This is a genomic window from Paracoccus sp. IB05, from assembly GCF_016405985.1.
GTDB lineage: Bacteria > Pseudomonadota > Alphaproteobacteria > Rhodobacterales > Rhodobacteraceae > Pseudogemmobacter.
Window position 1 is genome coordinate 1 of record NZ_JAEFCF010000053.1, and the last position, 21,250, is coordinate 21,250.

A 21,250-nucleotide genomic window follows, 5' to 3' on the forward strand; every position below is an offset into this window, starting at 1 on the left:
TCTTCTGCGACCCAGTCAGCCAGCCGGTCAGGGAAAAATATGTCTGATCCCGGCGGACACCCCCGATGAAACCCGCCCTGCCAGGCCTCCCAACCCTGTGAAAGGATCACTGCTTGCGGCCTTTACACAGGCGCGGCGATGAGCCGCCGCTATTGATGCCTGAGCGCCTCGATCGGATCCATCCGCGCCGCGCGCAAAGCCGGGAACCAGCCGAAGACCACACCGACAAAGGCCGAAAAGGCGAATGCCATCAGGATCACCAGCGGATCCGGCACGAAAGGGATCGCCATGAAAATCCCCGCGACGAAGGCCAGACCCAGCCCGACACCAACCCCGATCACGCCGCCCATCAGGGAAAGCACCACCGCCTCGACCAGAAACTGCGTCAGCACCTGGCCCGGGGTCGCGCCGATCGCCAGCCTTATGCCGATCTCCCGCGTCCGCTCGGTGACCGAGACCAGCATGATATTCATGATGCCGATGCCGCCCACCAGCAGGCTCACCGCCGCAACCGAAGACAACATCCCGGACAGGACGGCGGTGATCGAGCTCAGCATCTCGGCGATCTCGCGCATATCGGTCACGTTGAAATCCTCGGCCGCGCCAGGCGCGATCCGACGGCGGTCGCGCATCATGCCTGAGACCGCTTCGATGCCTTCGCTGGTGCTGCCCCCCGCGGCCAGCCCGATCTGGATCGAGCCGATCTCGTCATTGCCGTTAAGCCGCCTCTGCACCAGCCGGACCGGCATCAGCAGCATATCATCCTGATCCTGACCGAAAGCCCCCGCGCCTTTCGCCTCCAGCACCCCGATCACCTGGCAGGAGATCTGTCTGACCCGGATCATCTCGCCCAGCGGATCGGCTGCGCCGAAAAGCCGCTGCCGCACCGTCTCGCCCAGAATACAAAAGGCCGCGCCCCCGCGCGCCTCGGCCGCGGTCATATTGCGCCCCAGGGCCATCTTCCAGCCCGAAACCCCGATCCAGTTCTCATTCGAGCCGGTGATCTGGGTCTGGTGATTGCTGCTGCCGAAAACCACACGGGCGGAAGCACTGGTGACCGGCGCCACCAGCCGCGCCTCGGGCAGATCCTCCAGCGCATCGGAATCGCGCAAGGTAAAGGGGCGGTTCATGCCCGGCTGGGATGGGCCAAAGCCACGCGCGCCGGGGCGCAGGACCAGGAGGTCCGACCCCAGCGAGGACACCGATTGCGCCACCTGTCGCTGCGAGCCCTGGCCCACCGTGACCATCGCGATCACCGCCCCCACCCCGATCACCACGCCGAGCATCGTCAGGAAAGATCTCAGCTTGTTTCTGAGGATCGAGCGCAGCGCCAGCCGGATTGCTTCAAAGATCATGACCCGGTCCCGGCACCTTGCGGCTGCGGCACCGGCTCATCGCGGATGATGCGGCCATCGGTAAAGACGATCAGCCGTTTTGCCCAGGCGGCAATGTCCGGCTCATGCGTCACCATCACGATGGTGATACCGTCATCGCGGTTCAGCGCCTGCAACAAGGCAAGGATCTCATGACTGCGCTGGCTGTCGAGATTGCCGGTCGGCTCATCGGCGAGGATCACCGAAGGATTGCCCGCCAGCGCCCGGGCAATCGCCACGCGCTGCTGCTGGCCGCCCGAAAGCTGCGACGGGTCGTGATGTTCGCGGCCCTGAAGCCCCACCCGCGCCAGGGCCTCGCGCGCGGCCTCTGCCCGTGCCCGCGCGCTCAGCCCCTTATAAATCAGCGGCAGTTCGACATTCTCCTGCGCCGTGGTCCGTGCCAGCAGGTTGAACCCCTGAAACACAAAGCCAAGATAATGCCGCCTGAGCAGCGCCATCGCATCCGCCGTCATCGCCCCGGTATCGGTGCCGCGAAACAGATAGGCCCCTGATGTCGGCCGGTCGAGCCCGCCGATCACATTCATCGCTGTCGATTTCCCCGATCCCGATGGCCCCATGATCGCAATGAACTCGCCCTCTTCGATCACCAGATCGACCCCGTCCAGCGCGCGGACCTCTGCCTCGCCTGCGCCGTAGCAGCGCGAGACGCCGCGCAATTCGATCAGCGGCGGCACCATCAGCGGACGTCCCGTTGCGACAGGATCACCTGATCTCCGTCGCGCAAATCTTCCGAGGTCACGACGATGCTGGTGCCATCGGTTGCCCCCGGCACCGCCCTGAGCCGCACAGGCAGGCCGTCGCGCAGCACCCAGACCCCCGAACCATCCCCGGTCCCGGACCGGGCCGCACCGCGCCGTGCCGGCATCAAAAGCCCCATCAGCCCGCCGCCGGAGCGCTCAGTCGCCACCTCGGCCGGCGGCGCATAGCGCAGCGCCGCCATTGGCACCAGCAGCTGATCTTCGACCCGCGCGACCACAATCGTCGCTGTCGCGGTCATGCCGGGGCGCAGCAAAAGTTCCTCGTTTTCCACCGCCAGAACAGCGGTATAGGTCACAACATCGCTGGTGCTTTCGTCCGGCGCAAAGCGCAGGCTGGTGATCACCGCCTGAAAGCGGCGTCCGGGCCAGGCATCAACGGTAAAGCTCGCCTCCTGCCCCGGCGCCACACGGCCAATATCCGCCTCATCGACCGAAACGCGCAGCTCCATCCGGCGCAGATCCTCGGCCAGGGTGAACAGGACCGGCGCATTCAGCGAGGCGGCGACGATCTGCCCCTTCTCGGCCGCGCGGTCCAGCACGATCCCGTCAATGGGCGATCGGATCACCGCCTTGTCGAGATCGGCGCGGACCGAGGCGAGATTGGCCTCGGCCAGCGTCACATCCGCCGTCGCGATCCCCACCGAGGCCACCGCGCGGTCATGTGCGGCGCGGGCCGCGATGATAACAGAACGGGTGTTCAGGCCGCGCCGGTCCAGCGCCTCGGCACTGTCAAGCGCGTCGGAGGTTTCGGTCACGGTGGCTTTCGCGGACTCGAGCCGCGCCCGCGAGGCGGTCAGCTGTGCCTCGGAATTCAGCACCTGGGCTTTCAGCTTGGTGTCATCCAGCCGTGCCAGCACCTCGCCCGCCGCAATGGCCTGGTTGTAATCGGCCTCGACGGTGGCAAGCGTGCCGGAAAGCTCGGACGAGATCTCGACCCTTGTGGTCGGCTGCACGGTGCCGGTGGCGATCACCGTTACCTCAAGAGCGCCGCGCGTGACCGGCGCCGTCACATATTGCACAGGCACAGGTGCCCGCGCCACCAGCCCCCAGAAGATCGCTCCCCCGGCCAGAAGCGCGAGGAGCAGGAAAAACCAGCGCCTGCCGCGATGCTTTTGCCCCATGCGGGCAAGCACGGCCATATCGGGAGGATTGGGTTGCGTCACGTCGGGCCGCCTCATGCTGCATCGCAGCGTTCGGCCCGGATCGCGCCGGTGACCGCCCGCCGGCTGTGTCGCCATATCATGGCGGGTGCGGGTCGAAAGCGAAATCGGATTGTCAGCCCCGGGGCGAAAAATCCGCCCCTTCGCCCGCAAAGATGGGGTTTGCCCTACCCTTCCCCGGCCGGGTCAGACAGTTGCGAGCCGGGCCTGATGCGCATCCAGCACCCAGGCGAAAACCTGATCGGCATCGCGGGGCAATTCCTCGGCATGACCGGCGGCGTAGTTCAGGAAGCCTTCGAGGAAGTGATCCGCCATGCCGCAGAGCACGGGCTTGCCGTCGCCAAGCGCCTCGGCCACGGAATCGGCGAGGCCATGGCCATCGGCCTCCTGCTTGCCGAATTTATTGACCATCAGCACATCCGCCGCGCCCAGTCGCTGCGCCACCATGACTGCCGCCTCTTCCAGCGCCGACGTGTCGAGCCGGCAGCCGGTCGCCGCATCACCGCGGTCAAGGCTGATGCGGATCTGCGGCCCTTCGGGCAAAACCCAGAGATCCATGTCGCTTTTTGTGCGCCCCGGGCGCAGCGTGTTGATCTGCACCGTGCCCGCCGGGGTCAGACCATGCGCGCTCAGCCGGCGCGCGACCTCCTGGAGCAGGAGGTCGGTTTCGCCCTCGGGGCCAGCAGAAATATAGCCGAGCTTCATGGCAGTCTCTCAGGTCGATGCGTTATGTTTCGACAATTATATCGAACCAATCAGGCAGGTAAAGCCTCAGCGCTGCGCCAGCGCGTCCCGCAGCACCGAAAGCACCCTATCCGGCGGCACATCATCGGCCACGAAAGCCTCGCCAATGCCGCGCGCGAGGATGAAGCGCAGCTTGCCGTCGACCACTTTCTTGTCCTGGCCCATCAGGCGCAAGAGCCCCTCGGCATCGGGAAGATCGCCTTCGATATCAGCGAGATCGGTCTTCATCCCCATCGATTTAAGATGGGCACGGACCCGGCTTGGTGCCTCCTGCGCGCAGAGGCCAAGCCGCTGCGAGAGCTCGAATGCCAGCGCGCAGCCGATGGCCACGCCCTCGCCATGCAAAAGCCGGCCGGAATAGCCGGTCGCATTTTCCAGCGCGTGACAGAAAGTATGGCCGAGGTTCAGAAGCGCGCGCTCGCCCTCTTCGGTCTCGTCGCGCTCGACGATCCCGGCCTTCATCTCGACCGAACGCGTCACCGCCTTCAGCCGCGCCTCGCGGTCGCCGCGCGCCAGCGCCGGACCTTCAGCTTCCAGCCAGTCAAAGAACAGCGGATCCCCAAGCAGGCCATATTTCACCACCTCGCCATAGCCCGCCAGAAAGTCGCGCAGCGTCAGCGTTTCCAGCACGCCGATATCGGCGAGCACCAGCGAGGGCTGGTGGAAAGCGCCGACGAGGTTCTTGCCCTGGGGCGTGTTGATCCCGGTCTTGCCACCGACGGAACTGTCGACCTGGGCCAGCAGCGAGGTCGGGATTTGCACGAATCGAACGCCGCGACGCAGCACAGCCGCAGCGAAACCGACGAGATCCCCGATCACACCGCCGCCAAAAGCGACCACGACATCCTTGCGCTCGACCTTTTGTTCCAGCAGCCATTCGACGGTCTGCGACAGGGAACGCCAGGACTTGGTCGCCTCGCCCGCCGGCAGCGCCATATGGGAGATTTCGATGCCGACAGTGGCAAAACCGGCCCTGAGCCGGTCCAGATGCAGCGCGCCGACCGTCTCATCGGTGACCACGGCCAGCTTCTTTCTGCGCAGCATCGGCAGGATTGCTGCACCCGCATTTTCGATCAGACCGGCGCCGATCCGGACCTCATAGGAGCGCTCGCCCAGTTTGACCGGCACAATATTCAACATGTTCTTCTCCGGATTCCCGTCAGAGTTCTTCCAGCACATCGGGGCGCGTCACCAGCGCCTCGACCACCCGCGCCGCCATCTGTTCGACCGTAAGGCCGGCTGCCGAATCCACCGCCAGATCGGCAAGCTGGTAAGACGGCTCGCGCGCGGCACAAAGCTCCATGAGCGTCTGGCGCGGGTTGGCGGTGCGCAGCAAGGGCCGCGTGGTCTTATGCCGCACGCGCTGCCACAGGACTTCGGGTTCGGCCTTCAGCCAGACCGAGATCCCGTGTTCCGCGATCTGGTCGCGGTTGCGGACCGCCAGAAAGGCGCCGCCCCCGGTCGAGAGCACCGCCGGACGGCCGCGCAACAGCCGGCCGATCACCTCGAATTCGCGGTCGCGAAAGAAAGGCTCGCCATCGCGTTCAAAGATCTCGGCAATGCTGCGATCCGCGGCTTTGACGATTTCTTCATCCGAATCGACAAAGGGCACTTTCAGCAGTTTCGCCAGCGCCGTTCCGACGGCGGTTTTCCCCGCCCCCATCATACCGACCATGGCGACGGTCTTTTTCAGTCGATACATTGCCTTCACCATCGCGTGAACGCGGCGGAGATCACGGTAAGCCGCCGCGCTTTTCGTTCTCCAATGGCGTGATCTTGGCCGGAAAGCCATATATATTCACCCGGCGGGCAGACGATCAGGCAGGAAAAGGACCGGATCGGCAGAAATAACCTGTCCGCGAGGCAGCACAGAGACAGCGCTGAGACAGGCGAATACAAAGGGACTGGTTTATGGGGCGGATTATCAAGGCATTGCTGGTTCTGGCGATTCTCGGCTTTGCGGCGCTGGCCGCCTATGCCTATCTCGTCGATCTGACACCAACACCGGCCGAAGTGACAAAACCTGTGGTGCTGGATGCGAGTTGATCGCTGTTGCGCGCAGCTGCCGCAAGCGCTTTCCCGATCCGCGCCGCATCCCGGCGCCGGGGGGGCGCTGCGCCGGCTGATGGCGTCGGGGGCAGTTGGCCTCGCCTGCAGCATGGGCGGCGCTCCGGCGTTTGCGACCGGTGATGATCCGCTGTCGGCGATCGACTGGCTGTCGCAATCGGTCAGCACGCCGGGCGCGGGCAAAGCGGGCAAGCCCGCCGGCCCGGTCAAGACCATCGAGCCACCGGTGACCAGCGAAGGCGCGCTGCCGGTGACGGTGTCCTCGACCTCGCTCGATATCCCGTCACCCGATTCCGTCGGGCTGATTTCACCATCGGTCTCTGGCCTGCCGCGCAACCTCTGGGGCGCAGGCCTCTCGGATGAGATCGCCCGCGCCGTGATCCGCGACCGGATGGAAAGCCTGCCGGCGCTGCGCCAGCTTTTCCTGACCATGTTGCTGGCCGAGGCCGATCCGCCGATTGACGCCGGCAATGACGGGCGCCTTCTTCTGGCCCGGGTCGACAAGCTTTTGCAGATCGGCGCGCTGGAACAGGCGGCGGCGCTGATCGACATTGCGGGGGATGGGACGCCCGATCTGTTCCGCCGCGCTTTCGACATCGCGATCCTGACCGGGCGCGAGGACAAGGCCTGCGAGAGGATGCAGAAGGCCCCGGGTCTGGCCCCGACGCTGCCGGCCCATGTCTTTTGCCTCGCGCGTGGCGGGGAATGGGATGCGGCCGCGCTGACCCTGACCAGCGCCGATGCGCTTGGCGATGTCGACAAGGCGCAGACCGCGCTTTTGTCGCGCTTTCTCGACCCCGATCTTTTCGAGGCCGATACCGTGCCGCCGCCGCCCAGCCCGGTGACACCGCTGGACTGGAAGCTTTACGAAGCGATTGGCGAGACCATTCCCACGGGGCGGATGCCCATCGCCTTCGCCTATGCCGAGATCGGGCCGCAATCGGGCTGGAAGGCCCAGATCGAGGCCGCCGAGCGGCTGACCCGCGCCGGTACCATCGCGCCCAATGTCTTGCTCGGGCTTTATACCGAACGCGACGCGGCGGCGTCGGGCGGGGTCTGGGACCGGGTCGATGCATTCCAGGCCTTCGATGCGGCGATGCAGTCGCAAGACAAGACCCGGATCGCGGCGACATTGCCGCCGGTCTGGGCGAGAATGCAGGAAGCCGAGCTCGAAGTGCCCTTCGCCTCGCTTTACGGCCCGGCGCTGGCGGCGCTGGATCTGCCCCCGGATGCCGCGCGGATCGCCTTCCGCATCGGGCTGTTATCGCCGCAATACGAGACCATCGCCGGCGCGCATAAGGCGCTGGACGAGACCGAGATCTTCCTGACAGGGCTGGCGCTTGGCGATATTACCGGGCTGCGCGCGCCGGATATGATGGGCCGCGCCATCGCCCCGGCCTTCCTGACGCCGGAACTCTCGGACGAGGCGCGGATGCTGCTGGACGGGATGCGGCTTGGCGAGGCGATTTTGCTGGCGATCGAAGACATCCAGCGCGGCGTTGACGGCAATGTCTCGGGGGTAACGCGCGGCCTGTCACTGCTGCGCAAGGTAAAGCTGGAGAATGTCGCCCGCCGCACCGCGCTGGAACTGATGATCCTCGAGCGGCGGGGCTGAGCCGATGGCAGGCCCGACAGCTGGCGCAAAAGGGGTGAAGCCACCCGTCAATCCGGCCTGGCGCTGGATCTCGACCTTTCTCGATGCCATCGCAGCCGAAGCAGGCGCGGCACGCAATACCAGCCTCGCCTATGGCCGCGACCTTAAGGATTTCGCCGAATGGGTCGCGGTCGGGGGTTATGATATCGCGACGCTCGACCGTATGACCATCGAGGCCTATCTGGTCCATTGTGACACCCAGGGGCTTTCGGCCGCGACACGCGCGCGACGGCTCTCGTCGATTCGCCAGCTCTACCGTTTCGCCTTTGAGGAAGGCTGGCGCGAGGACAATCCCGGACTGCGGATTTCCGGCCCCGGCAAGTCGAAAAGCCTGCCGAAGACGCTTTCGGTCGAAGAGATCACCCGGCTGCTGGATGCCGCAGCCGGACATGGCCGCAACCCGCCGGACCGGCTGCGCAATACTGCGCTGATGGAGCTGCTTTACGCCACCGGCATGCGGGTGAGCGAGCTGGTGACCCTGCCCCAGGCGGCGGTGCGCGGCAATCCGGCGATGATCCTGGTCCGCGGCAAGGGCGACAAGGAACGGATGGTGCCGCTCTCGCCCCCGGCGCGCGCGGCTGTTGCGGACTGGCTGAATGCGCTGGACGCGCGCGAGGCCGCACAGAAAGCTGCAGGCAAGCCGGTCTCGAAATACCTCTTTCCGGGGAGTGGCGCGGACGGGCATATGACCCGGCAGAGCTTTTTCGTGCTGATCAAGGCGATGGCGGTTGCCGCCGGGATCTCGCCGGCAAAGGTGACCCCGCATGTGCTGCGCCACGCTTTCGCGACGCATCTTCTCGCAGGTGGCGCCGATCTGCGGGTGATCCAGACCCTTCTGGGCCATGCCGATCTTGGCACCACCGAGATCTATACCCATGTGCTGGAAGATGAGCTGAAGGACCTCGTGTTCAATCACCATCCGCTGGCGAAACTTCCGGGCAAACCGGGCTGAGCCGCCCCGGCCATCCCCCATCGCCCCCCGGCAGAGACGCGAAAATCCGGCACTTCAGTGTGTTCGTGCCACAGGCCGGGCGCTGCCTCCTGGCGAATTTGATCCTGATCAATTCATCGTTGCGGCCCTTCGCCGCGCCCGCTAAACACGGATCAGCAAGGGAATGAGGCCCCAGCCACAGGCGCAAGCCCGGGCATGGGGCCGAAGTGCAATAGCGGGAGACGCCTATGGCGGATGCAGCCATCCACGGGCATGACCATGACAAGCGCGGATTTTTCGTCCGCTGGTTCATGTCCACCAACCACAAAGATATCGGGATTCTCTATCTGTTCACGGCGGCAATCGTCGGGCTGATCTCGGTCATCTTCACCGTCTATATGCGGATGGAGCTGATGGAGCCGGGCGTACAGTATATGTGCGCCGAAGGAATGCGTCTGACCGCAGCCTTGCCCGGAGAATGTACTCCGAACGGCCATCTGTGGAACGTGACCGTCACCGCGCATGGCATCCTGATGATGTTCTTCGTGGTGATTCCCGCTTTGTTCGGCGGTTTCGGCAACTATTTCATGCCGCTCCAGATCGGCGCGCCGGATATGGCTTTCCCGCGCATGAACAACCTCTCTTACTGGCTCTATGTTGCAGGGACCGCGCTGGCCGTGGCCTCGCTCTTTGCGCCGGGCGGTGACGGGCAGCCGGGGGCGGGCGTGGGCTGGGTGCTTTACCCGCCGCTGTCGAATAAAGAAGCCGGTTTCTCGATGGATCTGGCGATCTTCGCCGTCCACCTTTCGGGGGCATCCTCGATCGTCGGCTCGATCAATATCATCACCACCTTCCTCAATATGCGCGCGCCTGGCATGACCATGCATAAGGTGCCGCTGTTCGCCTGGTCGGTCTTTGTGACCGCCTGGCTCATCCTGCTCGCCCTGCCGGTTCTGGCCGGCGCGATCACCATGCTGCTGACCGACCGTAACTTCGGCACCTCGTTCTTCGTGCCCGAGGGCGGCGGCGACCCGATCCTCTACCAGCATATCCTGTGGTTCTTCGGCCATCCGGAAGTGTATATCATCGTGCTGCCGGCCTTCGGCGTCATCTCCCAGGTGGTTGCGACCTTCGCGAAAAAGCCGGTCTTCGGATATCTGCCCATGGTCTATGCGATGGTGGGCATCGGTGTTCTGGGCTTCGTCGTCTGGGCACACCACATGTATACCGTCGGCATGTCGCTGTCGCAGCAGAGCTATTTCATGATGGCGACCATGATCATCGCGGTGCCCACCGGCATCAAAGTGTTCAGCTGGATCGCGACCATGTGGGGCGGCTCGGTCGAATTCAAGACGCCGATGCTCTTCGCCTTCGGCTTCCTCTTCCTCTTCACCGTCGGCGGTGTGACCGGTGTGGTCCTGTCGCAGGCGCCGCTGGACCGTGGCTACCATGACACCTATTACGTCGTGGCCCATTTCCACTATGTGATGAGCCTTGGTGCCGTGTTCGGGATCTTCGCTGCCGTCTATTTCTGGATCGGCAAGATGTCGGGCCGGCAATACCCGGAATTCGCAGGCAAACTGCATTTCTGGGCAATGTTCATCGGCGCGAACCTGACCTTCTTCCCGCAGCACTTCCTCGGCCGTCAGGGCATGCCGCGCCGCTATATCGACTACCCGGTGCAGTTCGAATACTGGAACTACATCTCCTCGATCGGCGCGTTCATCTCGTTTGCTTCGTTCCTCTTCTTCATCGGCATCGTGTTCTACACCCTGCTTGCCGGTCGCCGCGTGACCGAGAACAACTACTGGAACGAATATGCCGACACGCTGGAATGGACCCTGCCCTGCCCGCCACCGGAGCATACGTTCGAAACGCTTCCCAAGCGTGAGGACTGGGACCGTTCGCACAGCCACTGAGCGCGTGTGACACTCCTGAATCTGAAACGGCCCCGGAGATCTCTCCGGGGCCGTTTCATTTCGGACCTTTGCCTTTGGCGGCGACGCGGTTTATGCGACAGATCAGACGATCAGGCATAAGTTAAGTTCGGATCCACCATGCCCTATCACTGGTCGCGGCCCGCAGACGGGCCGGAACATCTGCACCTGGTGCCCTATTCCGCGCTGAGCCGGCCGGGCTTTGCCTGGTTCATCGGCACCACTGCCCTGCTGATCACCCTGCCGCTGCTTTCTGTGATTGCGACGCCGGTCTTCTGGGGGCTGCTGCCATTTCTCCTGATCGTGCTGACAATGATCTGGCTGGCGCTGAAACGGTCCTGGACCGACCGGGCCATCACCGAGGATCTGGAGCTGAGCCGCGCCCATATCAGCCTCACCCGGCGCGGCCCGCGTGGCCGGCTGCAAAGCTGGGAGGCCAATCCCTATTGGGTCAGCGTGCATCTCTTTCCAAATGAGGGGGAACACAGCGGGCCGGTGCCGGATTACCTGACCCTGCGCGGCGGCGCGCGCGAGGTTGAGCTCGGCGCTTTCCTCACCCCCGAAGAACGCCGCCGGCTGGCGCAGGAGCTGCGCGAGGCGCTGGCCCGCACCAGAGCTGCCGGCCGGGTCTGACCGACCGGGCCCGGGCCTGGCTCCGCCCCTGAACCTGGCCTCAGGCCAGCTTTGCGCGGATCGTGGCGCCGACCTGCGCGAAATCCATCTGGCCGGTATATTTCTCTTTCAGCTCCGCCATCACCCGGCCCATATCGCGGATCGAGGTGGCGCCAAGCGCGGCGATGGTCTGGTCGATCACCGCCGCCGCCTCTTCAGGCTCCATCTGGCGCGGCAGGAATTCCGAGATCACCTTCACCTCGGCCAGTTCCTTTTCTGCCAGCTCCAGCCGGCCGCCTTCCTCATAGATCCGGGCAGATTCCTGGCGTTGTTTCACCAGCTTGCTCAGGAGAGCCAGCAATTCACTGTCAGCGACTCCCTCGTCGCCACGCCCCTCGCCACGCGCTGCAATGTCCCGATCCTTGATCGCGGCATTGATCAGCCTCAGCGTCGAGGTCCGCGCAGAATCGCGGGCCTTCATCGCCTCTTTCATCGCCTCATTCAGGCTGTTACGCAGGCTCATCGCGGGGCTCCTCTTCGGTCCGGTGTCTAATCTGCCATGCGGCGCCGATTCCGGCAAGTCACCACCCCTGAACCAAGGCCCTGATTTTCCATAACAATATCAAAGCCCCCAAAGCCTTGACCCTGCCCTGGCAGAGGCATAGGTTGCGCCCGTTTAGCCAGCATACCAGAATCCCCTCACGCTCCGGAGCCAATCATGCCGCATGCAGCACCCCGTCCTACTGCCTGTCTTGTGCTGGCGGATGGCACGCTCTTTTATGGCTACGGCTTTGGCGCGACCGGCGAGACGGTGGCCGAACTCGTGTTCAACACCGCGATGACCGGGTACCAGGAGATCATCACCGATCCTTCCTATGCGGGCCAGGTCGTGACCTTCACCTTCCCCCATATCGGCAATACCGGCATCACCCCGGAGGATGACGAGACCGTTTCCCCCGCGGCGGCGGGGATGGTGGTGAAATGGGATCCGACCGAGCCCTCGAACTGGCGCGCGACCGGTGATCTGCAATCCTGGCTGGCAAAGATCGGCCGCATCGGTATCGGCGGCATCGACACCCGCCGCCTGACCCGCGCGATCAGGAGCCAGGGCGCGCCGCATGTGGCCCTGGCCCATGACCCGGAAGGCAGGTTCGACATCGAGGCGCTGGTGGCAAAGGCCCGCGCCTGGAAGGGTCTGGTCGGCCTTGATCTGGCGAAAGATGTCACCTGCCCGCAAAGCTATACCTGGGATGAGAAACGCTGGGCCTGGCCCGAGGGCTACACCAAACGCACGGCCCCCGGCCCGAAAGTCGTCGCCGTCGATTTCGGTGCGAAGAAAAACATCCTGCGCTGCCTCGCCTCGACCGGCTGCGAGGTCGTGGTGCTGCCGGCCTCGGCCACGGCCGAAGATGTTCTGGCGCATAAGCCGGATGGCGTGTTCCTGTCGAACGGCCCTGGCGACCCGGCGGCAACCGGCGAATATGCGGTTCCGATGATCAAAGGCGTGCTGGCGAAAGACCTGCCGGTCTTCGGCATCTGCCTCGGCCATCAGATGCTGGCTCTGGCGCTTGGCGCCCAGACCCGCAAGATGAACCATGGCCATCACGGCGCCAACCATCCGGTCAAGGATCTGACCACCGGCAAGGTCGAGATCACCTCGATGAATCATGGCTTTACCGTCGATGCCGACACCCTGCCCGAGGGCGTGATCGAGACCCATGTCTCGCTGTTCGACGGCACCAATTGCGGCATCGCGATCAAGGATCGCCCGGTGTTTTCGGTGCAATACCACCCCGAAGCCAGCCCCGGCCCGCAAGACAGCTACTATCTCTTCGAGCGTTTCGCCGCCGAGATGAATGCGCGCCGCGCCCTCTGAGGGGGCAGGCTCAGAGTTTTTTGGGCCGGGCCAATCAGGCTTAACCGCCCGTTAACCGATCCTTGCGCAATCTCGGACCCGGAAGTGATCCGGGATGCGCAAGGCGATGACAGTTCGGCATTTGATCAGTATCGGTGGCGCCTCCCCCTTCGGCCCGGGGGGGGAAGCTGCGGCCTGGCTGAAATCGCGGTGGAAAGATCCCCTGCGCCGGTCCCCCCTGGTCGACCTGTCGCGGCACCAGCCTGACCAGAGACAGACTTACCAGGAACGACCTTACCAGGCTCAGCCTTCACAGGACAGCGCGCCCGCTTGCACCGCCACCAGGTGTCCTGCAGAGGGGCCGGATTCTTTCGCGATTTCACTGCTGCGCCATGGGCTGATCCGGCCCGAACAGCCCGGCTCTGCGGCATCGGCGCGGCTCCAGCCCGCGTCAGGCGACGGCTTTCATCCCCATGGCACCCTGGCCGAAGATGATCTCCTCGCGGCAGCCCGCGACCATTTCGGTGCGCTTTTTGTCGATCCGCTCTCCCCCCCGCCCGAAGCGGCCGCGATTGACCGGCTCGGGCCTGGTTTCTGTCAGCGGCATGGCATTCTGCCCTTACGGCGCGCCGGGGCGGTGACGGTGGTGGCGACCTCGCGGCCCGAGGCTTTCGCCCGGCTGCGCCCGGTGATCGAGGCACAGATCGGCCCGGTGCTGATGGCGCTGGCGCCAGCCGCTCGCATCGCCCGGGCGCTCACGCTGGTGCGCGGCGCACAGATCGCCCATGCCGCCGAGACCAGGGTAGCGGCGGAGCTCTCCTGCCGCGACTGGGGCGGGATCGGGCTCAGGCTGATGGCCGCCGCAGGGGGGCCGCCCTTCTGGCAAGTGTTGCGAATTTCCCGATCACCACCGGGCTTGCGCTGTTGTTTCTGGCGCTTGGCTCGATGGCGCTGTCGACGCTGCTGAAGCTGGTTTGCGCGATCGCGACGCTTCGTCACAGCCCCGTGCCCCCGCTCCGCGCGACGGCTGGACCGCTGCCCGGGGTCTCACTCCTCGTTGCGCTCTACCGCGAAAGCGACATCGCACCGCGTCTCCTGCGGCGGCTGTCCCGGCTCGACTATCCCCACGACCTGCTTGAAGTGGTGCTCGCGGTCGAGGCGGAAGACGATTCGACCCGCACCGCGCTGGAAAACGCCGGCCTGCCGGCCTGGATGCGGATCGTTGTGGTGCCACCGGGCCGGGTCAGGACCAAACCGCGCGCGCTGAATGTGGCGCTTGACCACTGCCATGGCGCGATTATCGGCGTCTATGATGCCGAGGACGCGCCCGAAGCCGATCAGATCCGCCGCGTCGTCGCCCATTTTCGCCAGAGCGATTCGGGTCTCGCCTGCGTTCAGGGGGTGCTGGACTATTACAACCCGGCGACCAACTGGATCGCGCGTATGTTCACCATCGAATATGCCGCCTGGTTCCGGCTGATTCTGCCTGGCGTGGCGCGGCTCGGGCTGATGGTGCCGCTCGGGGGGACGACGCTGTTTTTCCGCCGCGATGTGCTGGAAGAGCTTGGCGCCTGGGATTCGCATAATGTCACCGAAGATGCCGATCTCGGCATCCGGCTGGCGCGCGCCGGCTACCGCACCGGGCTTTTGTCAACGGTCACCCGCGAAGAGGCGAATTGCCGCCCCTTCCCCTGGGTCAAACAGCGCTCGCGCTGGATCAAGGGCCATATGATGACCTGGATCGTCCATATGCGCAGCCCGCTCAGACTCTGGCGCGAGGTCGGAACCCGCGCCTTCCTCGGCTTTCAGGTGATGTTCCTCTGCGCCGCGCTGCAAACCCTGCTCGCGCCGCTGCTCTGGAGCTTCTGGATCATCGCCCTGGGATTTTCGCATCCTCTGGCCGAGGCCCTGCCCCCCGGCCTCGCCTGGGCGATGCTGGGGGCTTTCCTGTTCTCGGCTGCGGTCGATTTCACCCTGGGCTGGCTGGCGCTGAAACAGGCAGGCCATAAGATCTCGAAATTCTGGGTCTTCACCCTGCATTTCTACCAGCCGCTCGCGACCTTCGCCGGCCTCAAGGCGCTGTGGGAGCTGATCACCCGCCCCTTCTACTGGGACAAGACCAGCCACGGGATCTTTGACACTGTCGAAGCGGCAGGCGCATCAGGGCGTAAAAAGCCCGTTGGCTGAAGACCCCGCATTGCGACATCAGCTTTCCCGGCCCGCCGGGCTCCCGGCTCAGCGCAGTTTCAGCTCGCCCGCCTCAACCCTCAGCCGCGTCTCGAAGGCCCGGCTGATATGGGTTTTCAAAGCCGTCCAGGCGCTGTTTTCGTCCCGCGCCGCAATCGCCGCCACAATCGCCTCATGTTCGGTGAGGGCAACCCCGTCCCGCCCCTCGGCGGCGAAAGAGGTCTGCGCCATCAAAGCCATCGAACGGTGCAGAAGATCCAGCTGCTGCACCAGAAACCGGTTATGGCTGGCAAGATGGATCTGGCGGTGAAAGCGCTTATTCGCCCGGCTGAGCGCCGCCGGATCACCGCCAAGCAGCGCGCGATCATCGGCAACCATGCTTTGCAGCACCCGGATCTCCTCTTCCGTCGCATGCCGCGCCGCCAGCCGTGCGGCAAGACCTTCGAGTTCTGTCCTGACCGCGTAAAGCTCTGCCAGCTGATTATGGTCCAGCGTCGCCACAATCAGGCTGCGCCCGTCGCGTTTCAGCATCGATTGCGTCTCGAGCCGCTGCAACGCCTCGCGCACCGGGGTCCGCGAGACCCCGAATCGCTCGGCCAGCTCGCTTTCGACCAGCCGCTCGCCGGGCCGGAATTCACGCGCTTCGATCGCTTCAAGGATCAAAGTATAGGCGTCTTTCTGCACTGGACCCGCTCCTGTTCGCGCATCATCGCGGCGCTGTGACGACGCCCCGGGGCCAACAGAGCCGCCCTGAAAGCGCGCGCCCCGCAACCCTGGCCGGGAACCCTAGAGGCGGGAACGGCGGCAGGCAAGCCCGCCTGGTCCCGAAGTGCTGCGACTGCGCGCAAGTTCCGGCTGCATCCCGCCCGCATCCATGCTAAGAAAGCCCATGCCAAATGAAGCTTTCAGCACCGTCAGCACCTGGGTCTTTGACCTCGACAACACGCTTTACCCCGCCGGCGCCTGCCTCTTTCCCCAGATCGAGCGCAAGATGACCGATTGGGTGATGCGCAATCTTGGCCTCGACGAGGCCAGCGCCAATGCGCTGCGCCATGGGTACTGGCAGGAACATGGCACCACGCTTGCCGGGCTGATGTCCGGCCATGATATTGATCCGTCAGACTTTCTGGCCTTCGTGCATGATATCGACTTCTCGGGCCTGAGCCGCGACAATGCCCTTGCCCGCCGCATCGCCGCTCTGCCGGGGCGGCGCATCGTGTTCACCAATGCCGACACGCTTTATGCCACCCGCGTGCTTGAGCGGCGCGGGCTTTCCGGCCTGTTCGACGCGATCTATGGCATTGAAGAAGCGGGCTATTTGCCGAAACCGCGCCGCGATGCCTTTGACTGTATCGTCCGGCTTGACGGGTTCGACCCCGGTCGTGGCGCGATGTTCGAGGATGATCCGCGCAACCTGCTGGAGCCGCACAGGATGGGGATGCGCACTGTGCTGGTCGCCCCCGAGCCGCTGCACGAGGATCATATCCATCACAATACCGGCGATCTGCGCGACTTTCTCGACAGGCTTGCGACCGGCTGAATCACGCCCAGGAGGCGCAGAAGGGGCGCGAGACAGATTGCCGCAGTGCGACATCACGCCCCGCTCCGCCGGCTGTTCCCGCGGCTGAAACCCCTTTGAAAATGTGATATGTCCCAATCAGTCATTGAAGATACGGCTTTCACCCCCGTCCCCGGGGCTGCCAGAGCCGTCAGAGGGATCCCGCCATGTCCGACAGCCTCACCGTTACAGCCCGCCCGGCGCGCCGCAGCTTTATCAGCCGTATTCCGCTGATTGGCCGGATCGCGCGCGAGATTGACCGGGATGTGAACAATTTCTTCTGGCTCCTGCCGGTGGTCATCCTTGGTCTCGTGCTTGGGATCAAGCTTTGGGGCATGGCGGCGCTCACCATGCTGGGGTTGGCGCTGGTGCCGATGGTGTTCGCCTTTTTCATCGCGATCTCCTGGCCCTGATGCGTTCCCTGTAAGTGCCCGCCCGGGTGACATGCTGTCCACTGGCCCCTCGCGGGCCGAAGGCGTAGACTGGCGGCAGAAGCAGCCAGAGGGCCACAGGAATGAAACTGGCATGAAACGTGCGGAAACGGGAATCCTGATCTCGGGCGGCGGTATTGCCGGGCTGACAGCGGCTGCGGCTTTCGGATCGGCCGGGTTCGAGGTGATCTGCGTCGATCCCGCGCCACCGCCGCAATCCGAGGCGGCAAGCGATGCCGATCTGCGCAGCACGGCCTTTTTGCAACCCTCGGTTTCGGTGCTGGAAGAGGCCGGGATCTGGCAGCGGCTTGCCCCCCATGCGGCGGCATTGCAGGTGATGCGGATCGTCGATGCCGGAAAGGCAGATGCGGACGGCACGGATGCGACGGCCCGCATCATCCGCGATTTCGACGCCACCGAGATTTCCGACCAGCCCTTCGCCTGGAACCTGCCAAACTGGCTTTTGCGCCGCGAGATCGCCGCGCGGCTGGCCGAGCTCCCGAATGTGACCTTCCGCGCGGGGATTGGCACGAAAGGCCTGATGACCCGCGACAGGGAGGCGCTGGTCACGCTGAGCGACGGATCCCAGGTCGCGGCGCGGCTTTTGATCGCGGCGGACGGGCGGCATTCAGCGATGCGTGAGGCGCTGAATATCCCTGTGAAAACCATTCGTTACGGGCAAAAGGCGCTGGTGTTTTCGGTCACCCATGACCTGCCGCATGACAATGTCTCGACCGAGGTGCATCGCTCGGGCGGGCCGTTCACGATGGTGCCGCTGCCCGATCGGGACGGGCGCCATGCGTCTTCGGTTGTGTGGATGGAACATGGGCCCGAGGCCATGCGGCTTGCCGCCCTGCCCGAGGCAGAGTTCGAGACCGAGATGAATGCACGCTCCTGCGGTATTCTGGGCGGGATGCGGCTGGCGACGAGGCGCCTTGTCTGGCCGATCATCAGCCAGGTGGCGCAGCGGCTTTCGGGACAGCGCGCGGTTCTGATGGCCGAAGCTGCACATGTGGTGCCGCCCATTGGCGCGCAGGGGCTGAATATGTCGCTGAAAGATCTGCGGGTGCTGCTGGATCTTGTCAAAGGATCTGGCGGCGATCCGGGGGTGCAGAGCATCCTGGATGCCTATCACCGGGCGCGGCACGGCGATATCACGCTGCGGGTCGGCGGTATCGACATGCTCAACCGCGCCTCGATGGCCGGAGCACCGGTCCTGCGTGCGCTGCGTGGCAATATGCTCGAGCTGCTTTACGCGCTGCCCCCGGTGCGTCACGGGCTGATGCGCGCGGGGCTTGGCGTGTCGTGACAGTTGACCGAGGCGGGCGCGAGGCGTAAGCAAGGCGCGTGGCGATTTGTTGACCGGATTGCGGGCCACGTTAAACAAGCCGCTAAAGAGGTGACGGGACGTCTTCGCCCTGCCGCGCTTTTCGGTCATTGGATTAGCTTATGGCCCGGGAGCCTTGTGCTGCGATGACGAACTGGAAGACACGCACCAAACTTGTCCATGAAGGCAGCCGCCGCAGCCAATATGGCGAAATGGCCGAAGCGATTTTCCTCACGCAGGGCTTCGCCTATCCCGATGCCGAAACCGCCGAGGCGCGGTTCATCAAATCGGGTGCCGATGAATTCATTTATGCGCGTTACGGCAACCCCACCACGCGGATGTTCGAAGAGCGGATCGCGGGGCTTGAGGGCACCGAGGATGCGTTTGCGACCGCCTCCGGCATGGCAGCGGTCAATGGCGCGCTGACCGCGCTGCTCCGGGCCGGGGATCATGTGGTCTCGGCCAAAGCGCTGTTCGGATCCTGTCTTTACATCCTTGAAGAGGTGCTGACGCGCTACGGGGTGAAGGTCACTTTCGTCGATGGCACCGATCTGGCGGCCTGGGAGGCCGCCGTGACGCCGGAGACGAAGGCCGTCTTCTTCGAGAGCATGGCGAACCCGACCCTCGATATCGTTGATATCAAAGGGGTTGCCGAGATCGCGCATCGTCATGGCGCGCTGGTGATCTGCGACAATGTGTTTGCGACGCCGATCTTTTCGCGCGCCGTCGATCTGGGCGCCGATGTGGTGGTCTATTCAACCACCAAACATATCGACGGCCAGGGCCGCGCGCTTGGCGGCGTGATCTGTGGGTCGGCCGACTATATCCAGAAGGTCGTCCAGCCCTATATGAAACATACGGGCGGCGCGATGAGCCCGTTCACCTCCTGGATCATGCTGAACGGCATGGCGACGCTGGATCTGCGCTGCCGGGCGATGGCGGCTTCGGCGCTGGAGATTGCGACATATCTGGAAGGCCATGATAAGATTGAGAAAGTGCTTTATCCGGGCCTGAAGTCGCATCCGCAATATGATCTCGCGATGGCGCAGATGGGGACCGGCGGCACGATTGTGAGTTTCGTGGTCAAAGGCGGCAAGGACGGCGCCTTCCGGCTGCAAAACGCGCTGGAAATCCCGAAGATCTCGAACAATCTCGGCGATGCGAAATCGATCACCACGCATCCGGCAACCACCACGCATCAGCGGCTTTCCGAGGAGCAGAAGGTGAGCCTCGGGATCGCACCGGGGCTGATCCGGTTCTCGGTCGGGCTGGAGGATACGGGCGATCTGATCGCCGATCTCGGGCAGGCGCTGGCGCTGGTGTGAGGCGCCGGTGTTAGGCGCCGGCGGCGGGGGGCCAGCCCCCCGCGCCCCCCGGAGTATTTCAGTCAAGAGGAAGACTGCGGCGTTTCGAGCTTGCTTTCGCGGCGCCAGTGCCTATCTCATAGGCGTCCCGGCGATTTATCATTCCGCTGGTTCATCCGGAAATTGACGGTGCGCGGCCCCCGGGAAGGAGGCGCGGCCGGAACCGAAAGGATCTTCCCATGACACTGCATGACAGGATTGTTGAGCGCGCGCCTTCGCGCGACGAGGCCGCGGCGGCGCTTTTGCTTTTACGTCGCTGGGCGGAGGAGGCGGGCGAAGAGGAGATCGCGGGGCTTGACCCTTCGATTGGCAATCTGCTGCCCGATCTGTCCTATCCCGCATTGCGCCGCGCCTATCCCGAGGATTTCGCGGTTGATCAGGCTTACCGCGCCACGCTTCCTGATCTGCAAAACGGGCCGGCGAGCCTGATCGTCGGCGCAAAGACGCAGATCCAGCATGTGGGGATCTCGAATTTCCGCCTGCCGATCCGGTTCCGGACACGCGCGGCCGGAGAGGTGATGCTGGAGACCAGCGTGACCGGCACGGTGAGCCTGGAGGCGGAGAAAAAGGGCATCAATATGAGCCGCATCATGCGGTCATTTTACGCCCATGCGGAAGAGCAGTTCAGTTTCGAGGTGATCGAAGCCGCGCTGGAGGATTACCGCCGCGATCTCGACAGTTTCGATGCGCGGATCCAGATGCGGTTTTCCTTTCCGGTGAAGGTGGAGAGCCTGAGATCGGGGCTTTCAGGCTGGCAATATTACGATTTCGCACTGGAACTGGTTGATCTGAATGGGGAACGCATCAAGATCATGCATCTTGATTATGTCTATTCCTCGACCTGCCCCTGTTCGCTGGAATTGTCAGAGCATGCGCGGCGCATGCGCGGCCAGATGGCGACGCCGCATTCGCAGCGCTCGGTCGCGCGGCTGTCTGTTGTGGTGAAGACCGGCGAGATGCTCTGGTTCGAGGATCTGATTGATCTGGCCCGAAAGGCGGTTGTGACCGAGACGCAGGTTATGGTGAAACGCGAGGATGAGCAGGCCTTTGCCGAGCTGAATGGTGCCAATCCGATCTTTGTCGAGGATGCGGCGCGGTCTTTCTGCGAGGTTTTGCGCGCGGATCCGGCGATCGGTGACTTTCGCGTGATGGCGAGCCATCAGGAGAGCCTGCATTCCCATGATGCGGTATCCTTGCTGACCGAGGGGCCGACATTCGCGGCCACCAGCCTTGATCCGCGCCTGTTCCAGTCGCTGTTCCATGTGGGGTAG

At 64.3% G+C, this 21,250-nt stretch carries 21 protein-coding genes and 1 riboswitch; of the genes, 13 read left to right on the top strand and 8 right to left on the bottom strand.

Going from position 1 to position 21,250, the window contains the following annotated elements:
* Nucleotides 1–149 precede the first annotated feature (149 nt).
* The 6 genes from JC607_RS23005 to JC607_RS23030 form a co-directional block, all read right to left on the bottom strand.
* Complete coding sequence (locus tag JC607_RS23005) at nucleotides 150–1,355, bottom strand: ABC transporter permease (protein ID WP_198839072.1); 1,206 nt, start codon at nucleotides 1,353–1,355, stop codon at nucleotides 150–152.
* Nucleotides 1,352–2,071 (bottom strand): ABC transporter ATP-binding protein, encoded by a 720-nt coding sequence (locus JC607_RS23010; RefSeq protein ID WP_370584925.1) that lies wholly within the window; start codon nucleotides 2,069–2,071, stop codon nucleotides 1,352–1,354. Before JC607_RS23010 ends, JC607_RS23005 begins: the two co-directional genes overlap by 4 nt.
* Complete coding sequence (locus JC607_RS23015) at nucleotides 2,071–3,315, bottom strand: efflux RND transporter periplasmic adaptor subunit (RefSeq protein ID WP_370584926.1); 1,245 nt, start codon at nucleotides 3,313–3,315, stop codon at nucleotides 2,071–2,073. Before JC607_RS23015 ends, JC607_RS23010 begins: the two co-directional genes overlap by 1 nt.
* Before the next feature lie 183 nt (nucleotides 3,316–3,498).
* Nucleotides 3,499–4,017 (bottom strand): DUF2478 domain-containing protein, encoded by a 519-nt coding sequence (locus tag JC607_RS23020; RefSeq protein ID WP_198839074.1) that lies wholly within the window; start codon nucleotides 4,015–4,017, stop codon nucleotides 3,499–3,501.
* Nucleotides 4,018–4,083: 66 nt separating this feature from the next.
* Nucleotides 4,084–5,196, bottom strand: coding sequence for a 3-dehydroquinate synthase (gene aroB, locus JC607_RS23025; protein WP_198839075.1), 1,113 nt, complete (start codon nucleotides 5,194–5,196; stop codon nucleotides 4,084–4,086).
* A 19-nt stretch (nucleotides 5,197–5,215) separates the two neighbouring features.
* Entirely contained in the window at nucleotides 5,216–5,758 is a 543-nt protein-coding gene (locus JC607_RS23030; RefSeq protein WP_198839076.1) for a shikimate kinase, read from the bottom strand.
* A 209-nt stretch (nucleotides 5,759–5,967) separates the two neighbouring features.
* Between JC607_RS23030 and JC607_RS25855 the strand changes: the two genes are divergently transcribed.
* The 5 genes from JC607_RS25855 to JC607_RS23050 all read left to right on the top strand — a co-directional run bounded on the left by JC607_RS25855 (nucleotide 5,968) and on the right by JC607_RS23050 (nucleotide 11,278).
* A complete protein-coding gene (locus tag JC607_RS25855) occupies nucleotides 5,968–6,102 on the top strand; it encodes a hypothetical protein (protein ID WP_255532650.1) in 135 nt (44 codons plus the stop codon).
* Nucleotides 6,092–7,738 (top strand): hypothetical protein, encoded by a 1,647-nt coding sequence (locus JC607_RS23035; RefSeq protein ID WP_233093104.1) that lies wholly within the window; start codon nucleotides 6,092–6,094, stop codon nucleotides 7,736–7,738. Before JC607_RS25855 ends, JC607_RS23035 begins: the two co-directional genes overlap by 11 nt.
* A gap of 4 nt (nucleotides 7,739–7,742) precedes the next feature.
* Nucleotides 7,743–8,729 (top strand): site-specific tyrosine recombinase XerD, encoded by a 987-nt coding sequence (locus JC607_RS23040; protein WP_198839077.1) that lies wholly within the window; start codon nucleotides 7,743–7,745, stop codon nucleotides 8,727–8,729.
* A gap of 227 nt (nucleotides 8,730–8,956) precedes the next feature.
* Nucleotides 8,957–10,627 (top strand): cytochrome c oxidase subunit I, encoded by a 1,671-nt coding sequence (gene ctaD, locus JC607_RS23045; protein WP_198839078.1) that lies wholly within the window; start codon nucleotides 8,957–8,959, stop codon nucleotides 10,625–10,627.
* A 138-nt stretch (nucleotides 10,628–10,765) separates the two neighbouring features.
* Nucleotides 10,766–11,278, top strand: a complete 513-nt coding sequence (locus JC607_RS23050; RefSeq protein ID WP_198839079.1) for a DUF2244 domain-containing protein — start codon at nucleotides 10,766–10,768, stop codon at nucleotides 11,276–11,278.
* 40 nt (nucleotides 11,279–11,318) lie between these two features.
* On the opposite strand, the gene JC607_RS23055 is transcribed toward JC607_RS23050, so the two are convergent.
* The gene (locus JC607_RS23055; RefSeq protein ID WP_198839080.1) at nucleotides 11,319–11,780 is read right to left on the bottom strand and encodes a GatB/YqeY domain-containing protein; all 462 of its coding nucleotides are present in this window, start codon (nucleotides 11,778–11,780) and stop codon (nucleotides 11,319–11,321) included.
* A gap of 195 nt (nucleotides 11,781–11,975) precedes the next feature.
* Between JC607_RS23055 and carA the strand changes: the two genes are divergently transcribed.
* The 3 genes from carA (at nucleotide 11,976) to JC607_RS25630 (ending at nucleotide 15,299) form a co-directional block, all read left to right on the top strand.
* Nucleotides 11,976–13,133 (top strand): glutamine-hydrolyzing carbamoyl-phosphate synthase small subunit, encoded by a 1,158-nt coding sequence (carA, locus tag JC607_RS23060; protein WP_198839081.1) that lies wholly within the window; start codon nucleotides 11,976–11,978, stop codon nucleotides 13,131–13,133.
* A gap of 106 nt (nucleotides 13,134–13,239) precedes the next feature.
* Nucleotides 13,240–14,079 (top strand): hypothetical protein, encoded by an 840-nt coding sequence (locus JC607_RS25625; protein ID WP_233093105.1) that lies wholly within the window; start codon nucleotides 13,240–13,242, stop codon nucleotides 14,077–14,079.
* Nucleotides 14,037–15,299 carry a glycosyltransferase family 2 protein gene (locus JC607_RS25630; protein WP_233093106.1) on the top strand — a complete coding sequence of 421 codons (1,263 nt, stop codon included), beginning with the start codon at nucleotides 14,037–14,039 and terminating at the stop codon, nucleotides 15,297–15,299. The genes JC607_RS25625 and JC607_RS25630 overlap by 43 nt, the downstream gene beginning before the upstream one ends.
* Before the next feature lie 48 nt (nucleotides 15,300–15,347).
* Here the strand turns inward: JC607_RS25630 and JC607_RS23070 are convergent, their stop codons facing one another.
* On the bottom strand, nucleotides 15,348–15,983 hold the full coding sequence (locus tag JC607_RS23070) for a GntR family transcriptional regulator (protein ID WP_198839082.1): 636 nt from the start codon (nucleotides 15,981–15,983) through the stop codon (nucleotides 15,348–15,350).
* Between the two features lie 205 nt (nucleotides 15,984–16,188).
* On the opposite strand from JC607_RS23070, the gene JC607_RS23075 reads away from it, so the two are divergent.
* The 5 genes from JC607_RS23075 (at nucleotide 16,189) to folE2 (ending at nucleotide 21,250) form a co-directional block, all read left to right on the top strand.
* Complete coding sequence (locus tag JC607_RS23075) at nucleotides 16,189–16,839, top strand: pyrimidine 5'-nucleotidase (RefSeq protein ID WP_198839083.1); 651 nt, start codon at nucleotides 16,189–16,191, stop codon at nucleotides 16,837–16,839.
* 185 nt (nucleotides 16,840–17,024) lie between these two features.
* Nucleotides 17,025–17,270, top strand: a complete 246-nt coding sequence (locus tag JC607_RS23080) for a hypothetical protein (RefSeq protein ID WP_198839084.1) — start codon at nucleotides 17,025–17,027, stop codon at nucleotides 17,268–17,270.
* A 112-nt stretch (nucleotides 17,271–17,382) separates the two neighbouring features.
* Nucleotides 17,383–18,597, top strand: coding sequence for a UbiH/UbiF family hydroxylase (locus JC607_RS23085; RefSeq protein WP_198839085.1), 1,215 nt, complete (start codon nucleotides 17,383–17,385; stop codon nucleotides 18,595–18,597).
* Nucleotides 18,598–18,625: 28 nt separating this feature from the next.
* Nucleotides 18,626–18,704, top strand: a riboswitch (SAM riboswitch).
* Nucleotides 18,705–18,761: 57 nt separating this feature from the next.
* Nucleotides 18,762–19,940, top strand: coding sequence for an O-succinylhomoserine sulfhydrylase (gene metZ / locus JC607_RS23090; protein WP_198839086.1), 1,179 nt, complete (start codon nucleotides 18,762–18,764; stop codon nucleotides 19,938–19,940).
* Nucleotides 19,941–20,158: 218 nt separating this feature from the next.
* A complete protein-coding gene (folE2, locus tag JC607_RS23095; protein ID WP_198839087.1) occupies nucleotides 20,159–21,250 on the top strand; it encodes a GTP cyclohydrolase FolE2 in 1,092 nt (363 codons plus the stop codon).